We start from the raw sequence: 9692 nt of genomic DNA, 5'->3' as shown, positions 1-9692 counted from the left end.
CCGTCGCTCCGTCCGCGGCGCCGCCGTGGGAGGGCGGCCAGCCGCAGGCGGCTGCGCGCCAGCAGCCCCAGGCCCAGGCACGGGCACCGAGGCAAGAACAGGACGGCACGCAGGATGACGAGCCGCCGTCCTGGGTCACCGAATTTTCAGACGACACCGCCGTCGCCACGCCCGCGGTGCAGGCGGCGCCGGTAGCCGCACCCGTGCGCGCGCCAGCCGCGCCACCGTATCCGTACGTGATCACGCCGGTGCCGCAAATCGGCTGGGACGGCAACTGGCCGGGCCTGGCCGCGGCCTTGCCGCTGCGCGGCGTGGCCCAGCAGCTGGCGCTGCAGACTGAACTTATCGAATGCGTCGCAAACGAGAGCGCCGCCACGTTCCGGCTGCGGGTGCCGGTCGATACGCTGCGCGTGTCCGGCAACAGCGAAAAGCTGCAGGCCGCGCTGCAGGAACGCTTTCCTGCGATCCGGGTGAACATCGATACCGAGATCGCACCGGTCTGGTACACCGCCAGCGCTGAAGCCAAGGCGCACCGCGAAGAGATGCAGCGCCAGGCCGAGGCGACGGTCGATGCCGACCCGTTCGTGCAGTCGCTGGTGCGCACCTTCGGCGCGTTCGTCGTACCCGGCTCGGTGAAGCCGGCGGCGGCCTGAAACCAGATATCCATCCCCCCATTTTTTGTCTATTGCAGACTTTTCGGAGAATACGACCATGATGAAAAACCAGCTCGCAGGCTTGATGAAACAGGCACAGGCCATGCAGGACAACATGAAGAAGGCGCAGGAGCAGCTGGCCCAGATCGAGGTCGAGGGCCAGTCCGGCGCCGGCCTGGTCAAGGTCGTCATGACCTGCAAGAACGACGTCAAGCGCGTCTCGATCGATCCGTCGCTGCTGGGCGACGACCGCGACATGCTGGAAGACCTGGTCGCGGCTGCGTTCAACGACGCGGTGCGCAAGGCCGAATCGACCGCTGCCGAGAAGATGAGCGGCCTGACCGCCGGCCTGCCGCTGCCGCCGGGCTTCAAGATGCCGTTCTGATGCAGCGGACCCCGGTCATCGATACCGTGCTGCCTGCGAGCTTGGCCTGATGTCGCGCGCGCTCGATTTTTTGACCGAGGCGCTGCGGCGCCTGCCCGGCGTCGGCCCCAAGTCGGCCCAGCGCATGGCGTTCCACCTGCTGCAGCATGACCGCGAAGGGGCGGCGCAGTTGTCGCGCGCGCTGTACGAGGCGGTCGACAGGGTGCATCACTGCGCGCTGTGCAATACCTTTTCCGACACCGAAGTGTGCGAACTGTGCGCCGATCCGGAGCGCGACCGCACGCTGCTGTGCGTGGTGGAAACGCCGGCCGACCAGATGATGATCGAGCAGACCCTGACCTGGCGCGGGCTGTATTTCGTGCTGATGGGGCGGCTCTCGCCGCTCGACGGTATCGGTCCGCGCGACCTGGCGCTGGACAAGCTGGTGACGCGCGCGACCGATGGCGTGGTCGCGGAGGTCGTGCTGGCGACCAATTTCACCAACGAGGGCGAGGCCACCGCCCACTACATATCCGAAATGCTCAAGGCGCGCGGCCTGCAGGTCACGCGGCTGGCCCGCGGGGTGCCCGTGGGTGGCGAGCTGGAGTACGTCGATCCCGGCACGATAGCGCGCGCCATGCTCGACCGGCGCGGGGCATAATCGGAACACGGCCCCCAGCGGCCAGCCGCCGGTGCTGTTTGAGTGTGCGCAATCCGCGCCTGCGGTCCGCTGCTATCGTGGGCACTTCCGAGCGGACCCCAGCATGCATCTTGTCGACATCACCATGTTCTATGCCGCCGAAGGGGGCGGTGTCAGCACCTACCTGAATGCCAAGGCACGCTGGCTGGCGCGTCGCAGCCGCATCCGGCACTCCATCCTGAGTTCGAACGTGCAGTCAGGCGGCAAGGCCCCGGCCCTGGTGCGGATTCCCGCCTTTTCCATGCCGGGGATTAACGGCTACCGGATGCCGCTGACGGTGGCGGGAGCGGCACGCCTGCTGAAGGCGGCCGAGCCCGACCTGATCGAGGCCGGCGACGCCGGGCATTGCGCCTGGGCCGCGCTGCGCCTGCGCGAGCGGCTCGGCATTCCGGCGATCGCCTTCTACCATTCCGACACGCCGCGCCTGGCGGAACATCGCTTCGGCGGCATGATCGCGCGCGGCACGCGGCGCTACCTGGCCAATCTGTATCGCCAGTTCGACCTGGTGCTGGCGCCAAGCCGGTTGATGGTGGGGCAACTGGCCGACATGGGCGTGGACGGCGCGCTGCACCAGCCACTGGGCATCGACAGCAGCGTGTTTCGACCCCAGCGGCGGGTCGAGACGCTGCGCGAGCACCTGTGGCTGCCGCCGGCAACGCGGCTATTGGTCTATGCCGGCCGGTTTACGCCGGAAAAAAAGCTGATGGTGCTGATTGACGCCGTGCGCAAGCTGGGCCGGCCCTATCATTTGGTGCTGATCGGCGGCGGCGAACAGTTGCCACGTTATCCGCAGCTCACCTTCATCCCGTTCAAGCGCGACCAGCGCCAGCTGGCGCGGCTGCTCGCCAGTTGCGACGTGCTGGTCCATCCGGGCGACTGCGAAACCTTCGGCCTGATCGTGCTCGAAGCCATGGCCTGCGGCCTGCCGGTGGTCGCCACGCGCGGCGGCGGTGTGGCCGAGCTGGTGTGCGAGCAGACCGGCGTCCTGGCCGAGCCCAACAGCGCCGACAGCCTGGCCGAAGCGATCGCCGCGGTCTACGAGCGCGACATGGCCCAGATGGGCATCAATGCGCGCCGCAAGGCCGAGGAGCAGTACGACTGGAACCAGATCCTGCCGCAGCTGCTGCAGCGCTATGGCGGACTGCTGGCCGGCGGCGCCCGCGCCGCGCTGGAAATGGAGGGCATCTGTGCCACCGACTGAGCCGATGCTGTGCGTGTCGATCCACGACGTCGCGCCCGCCACATGGACCGAGTGTCTGCTCCTTGAGCGGGCGCTGCGGCAGGTCGCCGACATTCCGCTGACCTGGCTGGTGGTGCCGCGCTTTCACGAAAGCATGGACGAGTCGATACCGATGGAGGAACATCTGGACGCGGCGCTGGCGCGCGGCGACGAGCTGGCGCTGCACGGCTACACGCACCTGGACCCGGAACCTCCGGCGGGCCTGGCCAGCCGCTTCTGGCGCGGGGTCTACACCCAGCGCGAGGGCGAATTTTCGGCGGTGCCTGAAGCCGAGGCACGGCGCCGCATCGCGCTGGGGCTGGACTGGTTTGCCGCGCGCGGCTGGCGGCCTGGCGGCTTCGTGCCGCCGGCCTGGCTGCTGGGAGAAGGCGCCTGGGCCGCCTTGCGCGGTTTCGATTTTGCGTACACGACCACCTTCCGCCGCTTCCACCTGCTGCGGGACGGGGCGTTGGGACCATCGCTCTGGTCGCCGTCGCTGGTCTACACGGCGCGCAACCGGGCCGGGCGCCTGTTCTCGCCGCGCGCGGCCGATGCCGGCGCGCTGCTGCTGGCGCGCGCGCCGCTCGTCAGGTTGAGCCTGCACCCGCGCGACGCGCGCTATCCCGCTTTGCTGCGCCATGCGCAGCGGCTGCTCGAACGCCTGCTGGCAACGCGCGCGGCCGTGACCAAGGTCGATTGTGCCCGGCGGCTTACCACCCGTAACCGCGCCAGCCAGGACCCCAGCCGTAGTACCCCGGAGGAGGATAGGAGTAGTAATAGCGCTGGATGTCGTCCCTCTCACTGAGGTTCAGGATGCAGTTGCGCCACTGGTCGGAGTCGGTCGGGTAACCGAGCCTGCTGCAGGCCGGGCCGTAGATCACCATCCTTTGTGCCATTTCAGCCTGCTTCTGCTGCGCCTGTTCTTGCGGCGTGGCGCAGGCCGCCAGCAGCAGCGCCGGGAGCAACAAGGTCAAGCCGCGCATGATCAGCCTCCGTTTCGATTGGCGCTGTCCGTAGGGTGCGCACCCGTGCGCACGCGGTACGGTTGAATGCCGTTGGCCCCGGTACGCAAACGTACCGTGTGCGCACAGGTGCTCGGCGGTCCCGCGCCTCCTCCAGCATAGTGGCGGCGTCGGCCCCACGTCTGACCTGCCTCAATTCTGCACAAAAGGCTGCGGCGGCCCCGGCGCCAGCGGGCGGTACCCGCGCGGCCTGACAGGTCCGGTTTTTGCTGGCAAGATAGCGCGACCGACAGGGAAAGGATTCCGATGCGACCGAATCGATGGACAGTGTGGACCATGCGTGCGGCCGGGACGCTCGTGCTGCTCGTATTGCTGGTGTTCCTGGGAGGCTGGCTGTTCCTGCGCGCCAGCCTGGCGCAGCTCGACGGCAAGCGCACTGCGCCCGGATTGCGCGCACCGGTGACGGTCGAGCGCGACGCGCGCGGCGTGCCCCTGATCAGCGGCAGCGACCGGCTCGACATGGCCTACGCCACCGGCTTCGTGCATGCGCAGGAGCGCTTCTTCCAGATGGACCTGCTGCGCCGCTCGGCGGCGGGCGAACTGGCCGAACTCTTCGGCCCGCGCGCCTTGCCGGTGGACCGGGCGCACCGGCTGCATCGCTTCCGTGCCCGGGCGCAGGCGCTGCTGGCCGGGCTGAACGACGAGGACCGCGCCTTCATCGATCGCTATGTCGCCGGAGTCAACGACGGCCTGGCGGCGCTATCGGCGCGCCCGTTCGAATACGCGCTCTTGCAAGCCGCGCCGCGTCCCTGGTCGGCGGACGATTCGCTGCTGGTGGTGTGGGCGATGTTCTTCGACCTGCAGGGCAACCAGGAACCGCGCAAGTTGGCGCGCGGCTGGCTGCGCGAGCACGCGAGCCCGGCCCAGCTGGCATTCCTGCTGCCCGAGGCGACCGAGTGGGACGCGCCGCTCGACGCGAACCGGGTGGCGCCGCCATCGGTTCCTATTCCCGCAGACGCGCCAAGCTGGTGGGGTGAGCCACGCCCGCAGGACAAACAACTGGCGGCCTTTGAATTCACCGATTCGGTCGGCAGCAACAACTACGCGCTGGACGGCAGCCGCACCGACACCGGCGCGGCGATCGTCTCGGACGACATGCACCTTGGCCTGCAACTGCCGAACACCTGGTACCGGCTGGCGCTGCGCATCAATGATGGCGGCAGCGCGCGGCGCCTGGTCGGCGTCACGCTGCCCGGCGCGCCGCCCTCGGTCATCGTCGGCAGCAATGGCCACGTGGCGTGGAGCTTCACCAACAGCTACGGCGACTTCCTCGACCTGATCGCGCTCGGCACCAACGCCCAGCACCCGGGCCAGGTGCGTACCCCGGCCGGATGGGAGACCCCGGCCGTGCACCAGGAGCGGATCCTGGTCAAGGGCGCGCCAGCGGAGGAGATGGCTGTGCGCGACACCTCGCTGGGGCCGATACGCGAAGCGGGCGGCACCCTGTACGCGCTGCACTGGGTCGCGCACGATCCGCATGCATTGAACCTGAATCACCTCAAACTCGAACATGCCGCCACCGTGGATGAGGCGCTGGCAATCGCGGCGACCGATGGCATCCCCGCGCAGAACTTCGTGGCCGGCGATGATCGGGGCAACATCGGCTGGACGATCGCCGGCATCCTGCCGCGGCGCGATGCCGCTGGCGGCAACCCGGGTTTCCCGCTCGCGTTCGACAACGCCGCGCCATCTTGGCAGGGATTGCTGGACCCAAGCGAGTACCCGCGGGTGGTGAATCCGCCTGGCGGCCAGCTCTCGACCGCCAACAACCGCCAGTTGCTGGGTGAGGGCGCGCAGCGCATCGGCGATGGCGGCTTCGACCTGGGGGCGCGCAACAGCCAGTTGCGCGACGCTTTGCAGGCGCTGGGGCCGAAAGCCGGAGTGGCGGACGCGTTTCGCGTTGCGCTTGACGATCGCGCACTATTCATCGGTGCCTGGCGCGAGCGTGCGCTGGGCGTGCTCGACGTCGGCGCACTGGACGGCCATGCGCAGCGCGCCGAGTTCCGGCGGCTGCTCGCGACCAGCTGGAACGGCCGCGCGAGCACGGCGTCGGTCGGCTACCGGCTGGCGCGCGACTACATGTGGGCGCTGTACGAGCTGGTGTTCGGAGCCGCGAACAAGGAGATGGCGATGCTCGACCCGAAGGCCACGTTCGCCGCGGCGAGCTCGCGCTGGCCGGCTGTGCTGGCGCGCCTGCTCGATGCGCAGCCGGCGGCGTGGCTGCCGCCCGGGTACCGCGACTGGCGGCAACTGCAGCTGGCCGCGATCGACCGTGTGATTGCGAACCTGACCGAGGACGGGAAGCCGCTAGCGTCGAACAGCTGGGGCGCGCGCAACGAGGCCAATATCGCGCATCCGATCAGCATGGCCGTGCCGCAGTTGCGCGCATGGCTGGCCGCGCCCGCCGATCAACTGCCGGGTGACGCCAACATGCCGCGCGTGGCGGGGCCGAAATTCGGGCAGTCGGAGCGCATGACGGTATCGCCCGGCCACGAAGAGCAGGGGCTGTTCGACATGCCGGGCGGGCAGAGCGGGCATCCGCTTTCGCCGTTTTTCCTGGCGGGGCACGAGGATTGGGTGCAGGGCAGGGGCACGCCGCTGTTGCCGGGGAAGGCAAAGTACACGTTGACGCTGGTGCCGTAACGCGTAGGGCGCGCACCTTTGCGCACGCGGAAGTTAGCACAGTGCATACGTCCGCGTGCGCACAGGTGCGCACCCTACCACCGCAAGCTTCATTCCTGCGGCAGCGCCGCCGTTCCGGCCTTTTGCAGCATGCCGGCGATGACGTCGGGCGACGCCGGATGCCCGAGGTAGTAGCCTTGCACCAGGTCGCAGCCGAACTGCTCGAGCAGCACCAGCTGCTCGCCGGTCTCCACGCCTTCGGCCACCACCACCATCTTCAGCCCGTGCGCCATGGCGATGATCGCGCGCGTGATGGCAGCGTTTTCCGAATCCTGCGGCAGTCCGCAGATGAAGCTGCGGTCGATCTTGAGCGAGCGTACGTCGAAGCGCTTGAGGTAGTTCATCGACGAGTAGCCGGTGCCGAAGTCGTCGATCGACAGGTACACGCCGATCCCGCGCAGCTGCTCGAGCGTGACCAGGGTTGCCTTGGCGTCGTCCATCAGCGTGCCTTCGGTCAGCTCCAGTTCCAGCAGCCTGGGGTCGAGCCCGGTGTCGTCCAGTGCCGAGACCACGATCTGCGACAGGTTCTCGTCCTTGAACTGCTTGGCCGACAGGTTCACCGCCATGCGCACCGAGCGCCGCGTCTGGCGCTGCCATGACTTGGCCTGGTTGCACGCGGTGCGCAGCACCCATTCGCCGATCGGCACGATCAGGCCGGTCTCTTCGGCCAGCGGAATGAACTCGGTGGGCGAGATGATGCCCCGTTCCGGATGGCGCCAGCGCACCAGCGCCTCGACGCCGACAATCTCCGTGCTGCGCACGTCGATCTGCGGCTGGTAGAGCAGGTACAGCTCGTGGTTCTGCAGCGCCTTGCGCAGGCCGACTTCGAGCTTCACGTGGCTCATGATCTGCATCGTCAGCGAGGAGCTGTACAGCTTGGCGTTGTTCTTGCCGCAGTTCTTCGCGTGGTACATCGCGGTGTCGGCAAACTTGAGCAGCGAGTCGCAGTCGTCGCCGTCCTCGGGGAACAGCGAGATGCCGATGCTGGCCGTGACGAAGATTTCGTTGCCCTCGATGAGGAAGGGGCGGCGCATCGCTTCCTTGACCCGGTGCGCGACATTGAGCGCGTGCTCGACCCGCTCCAGGTCCGGGATCAGGATCGTGAACTCGTCGCCGCCCAGGCGCGCCAGGTTGGAAGCCTGGTCGCCGCGCGAGACCATGTCGCTGGGGCGGATCGTTTCGCGCAGGCGCTCGGAGACGATCATGAGCAGGTGGTCGCCGACGTTGTGGCCGAGGGTGTCGTTGATGCGCTTGAACGCGTCGAGGTCCATGAACAGCACCGCGAACTTCTTGTTGCCGATGCGCGAGCGCTGCAGCTCGCGCTCGAGCGTCTCGAGGAAGGCCTGGCGGTTCGGGATGCCGGTCAGGCTGTCGCAGTAGGCCAGGCGCCGGATCTGCTCCTCGGTGCGCTTGCGCTCGCTGATGTCGCGCACCAGGCCGAGCACTTCGCCCGGGCCGGTGGCGACCAGGCGCGCTTCGAAGTGCTGCGCCACGCCGGCGCGCACCAGTTCGTACTCGACCGAGCGGATGTCTTGCCTGGCCAGCACCGCCGCCACGTTTTCCAGCATGCGCTCGGCGATCTCCTTGGGCAGCACGTCGGTGATGTGCTTGCCGATGCAGTCGCTCTGCTGGAACACGGGCGCGCCATGGCGGCCATGGCGCTCGTTGCCGGGTTCGTAGTCGAGGTAGACGCCGTCCTTGTTAAGCCTGAAGAACGTGTCGGGAATCGCCGCCAGCACCGCGCGGTTCTGGGCGTCGGCGATGCGCAGGCGCGCGATCGCGTCGCTGGCGCGCAGCACGTACAGCACCCGGTGCCCGAGGATCGGCCAGTTGATCGGCTTGGACACGAAATCGGTCGCGCCGACTTCATAGGCGCAGGTGACGGCCTCGATGTCGTCGCCGCCGGTGACCATGATGATCGGGACGCTGCCATGGGGGCCTTCCAGGCGCCGGATCTCGTTGCACGCGGTGAAACCGTCCATGTTGGGCATCTCGACATCCATCAGGATCAGGTCCGGCGCCATCGTGCGCGCGCAGGCGAGGGCCTCTACGCCGTCTTCGGCTTCGATGGCGTCCAGTCCGACGCCAGCGAGCATCTCGAGCATCAACATGCGCATCACCGGATCGTCGTCGGCGACCAGCACGACCCCGCGTTTTGTGGAGTGGGAAGCGGCCATCTCACATTTCCTTTTCTAGGATCTCGCTGAGCGAGTGCCGAACTGCCTGGAATTCCTGCTCCATGTCGGTAAGGATGACATTGGCGCCTTCGGTGGTGTCGGCGCGGCCAAGGTGCTCCATCTCCTTGCACAGCTGGGCGAGCTTTTGGGCGCCGACGTTGGCGCTGGCGGACTTGAGCGTGTGCGCGACCTTGCGCACGCTGCCGCTGTCGTCGCCGGCGATGGCCTCGCGCAGCGAGCGCAATTGCTGCGGCGTGTCGTCGACGTAGGCCGCGATCACCTGCTGCACCAGCGCGTCGCCGCGCTCGCGCGAGAGCGCCCGGATGTTTTCGAGCGCGACGTGGTTGATCACGTCGCGCTGGATCACCTCCACCGACTCCGGCGGCAGGCGCGGCGGCTGGTCGTCGTGGTGCACGGTGGCAGCCAGCGGCAGCGGGATCCAGCGCCCGATCACGGCCGCCAGTTGCTGCTGGGTGAAGGGCTTGGACAGGTAGTCGTCCATGCCGGCGGCAAGGCAGGCTTCGCGGTCGCCCTGCAGCGCATTGGCGGTGATCGCGATGATCGGCAAGCAGCGCTCGCGCCCGGCCTCGCGCTCGTCGCGCCGGATGGCGGCGGTGGCGGCAAAGCCGTCCATCACCGGCATCTGGCAGTCCATCAGCACCGCCGCGTACTCGCCCGACCTGACCGCCCGCAGCGCGTCCTCGCCGTTCCTGGCGCCGTGCGCTTCCAGTCCCAGGCTCTCGAGCATGGCCTTGGCGACCTCGATGTTGACCACGTTGTCCTCGGCCAGCAGCACGCGCCGGCTGCGGGCGCGCGCGGCGGGGCGCCTGATCGGTTCGGGCGGCACGAACTGCGGGGCAGGCACGGTGGCGCCG

The 9692-nt window shown here is 68.4% G+C and carries 8 protein-coding genes and 1 pseudogene; 6 read left to right on the top strand and 3 right to left on the bottom strand.

Annotated features, from left to right (window positions below; genetic code table 11):
• The 5 genes and pseudogenes from E4O92_RS24220 to E4O92_RS24200 all read left to right on the top strand — a co-directional run.
• Positions 1-653: pseudogene (locus E4O92_RS24220) on the top strand (DNA polymerase III subunit gamma/tau); the annotation flags it as partial.
• A gap of 58 nt (positions 654-711) precedes the next feature.
• A complete protein-coding gene (locus E4O92_RS24215) occupies positions 712-1038 on the top strand; it encodes a YbaB/EbfC family nucleoid-associated protein (RefSeq protein ID WP_135192203.1) in 327 nt (108 codons plus the stop codon).
• A gap of 49 nt (positions 1039-1087) precedes the next feature.
• Positions 1088-1678 carry a recombination mediator RecR gene (gene recR / locus E4O92_RS24210; RefSeq protein ID WP_135192202.1) on the top strand — a complete coding sequence of 197 codons (591 nt, stop codon included), beginning with the start codon at positions 1088-1090 and terminating at the stop codon, positions 1676-1678.
• Between the two features lie 103 nt (positions 1679-1781).
• Positions 1782-2918, top strand: a complete 1137-nt coding sequence (locus E4O92_RS24205) for a glycosyltransferase family 4 protein (RefSeq protein WP_135192201.1) — start codon at positions 1782-1784, stop codon at positions 2916-2918.
• Positions 2905-3741, top strand: coding sequence for a DUF2334 domain-containing protein (locus E4O92_RS24200; protein ID WP_229483731.1), 837 nt, complete (start codon positions 2905-2907; stop codon positions 3739-3741). The genes E4O92_RS24205 and E4O92_RS24200 overlap by 14 nt, the downstream gene beginning before the upstream one ends.
• On the opposite strand, the gene E4O92_RS24195 is transcribed toward E4O92_RS24200, so the two are convergent.
• Complete coding sequence (locus E4O92_RS24195) at positions 3647-3919, bottom strand: hypothetical protein (RefSeq protein ID WP_135192200.1); 273 nt, start codon at positions 3917-3919, stop codon at positions 3647-3649. The genes E4O92_RS24200 and E4O92_RS24195 overlap by 95 nt on opposite strands.
• Before the next feature lie 285 nt (positions 3920-4204).
• Between E4O92_RS24195 and E4O92_RS24190 the strand changes: the two genes are divergently transcribed.
• Entirely contained in the window at positions 4205-6601 is a 2397-nt protein-coding gene (locus E4O92_RS24190; protein ID WP_135192199.1) for a penicillin acylase family protein, read from the top strand.
• An 89-nt stretch (positions 6602-6690) separates the two neighbouring features.
• Here E4O92_RS24190 and E4O92_RS24185 read toward each other — a convergent pair whose 3' ends face one another.
• Positions 6691-8817 (bottom strand): putative bifunctional diguanylate cyclase/phosphodiesterase, encoded by a 2127-nt coding sequence (locus tag E4O92_RS24185; RefSeq protein WP_135192198.1) that lies wholly within the window; start codon positions 8815-8817, stop codon positions 6691-6693.
• A 1-nt stretch (position 8818) separates the two neighbouring features.
• Positions 8819-9692, bottom strand: an 874-nt coding sequence (locus tag E4O92_RS24180; protein ID WP_135192197.1) for a response regulator, incomplete at its 5' end; no start/stop codon positions are given.

Origin of the sequence: Massilia horti (assembly GCF_004614195.1) — a bacterium.
GTDB lineage: Bacteria > Pseudomonadota > Gammaproteobacteria > Burkholderiales > Burkholderiaceae_D > Telluria > Telluria horti.
This window is presented reverse-complemented; position numbering and strand designations above follow the sequence as displayed.

Excerpts from the sequence above, each read along its gene's own strand:
- E4O92_RS24215 (WP_135192203.1), top strand. The coding sequence starts at position 712 with ATGATGAAAAACCAGCTCGCAGGCTTGATGAAACAGGCACAGGCCATG.
- recR (WP_135192202.1), top strand. The coding sequence starts at position 1,088 with ATGTCGCGCGCGCTCGATTTTTTGACCGAGGCGCTGCGGCGCCTGCCC.
- E4O92_RS24205 (WP_135192201.1), top strand. The coding sequence starts at position 1,782 with ATGCATCTTGTCGACATCACCATGTTCTATGCCGCCGAAGGGGGCGGT.
- E4O92_RS24195 (WP_135192200.1), bottom strand. The coding sequence starts at position 3,919 with ATGCGCGGCTTGACCTTGTTGCTCCCGGCGCTGCTGCTGGCGGCCTGC.
- E4O92_RS24190 (WP_135192199.1), top strand. The coding sequence starts at position 4,205 with ATGCGACCGAATCGATGGACAGTGTGGACCATGCGTGCGGCCGGGACG.
- E4O92_RS24185 (WP_135192198.1), bottom strand. The coding sequence starts at position 8,817 with ATGGCCGCTTCCCACTCCACAAAACGCGGGGTCGTGCTGGTCGCCGAC.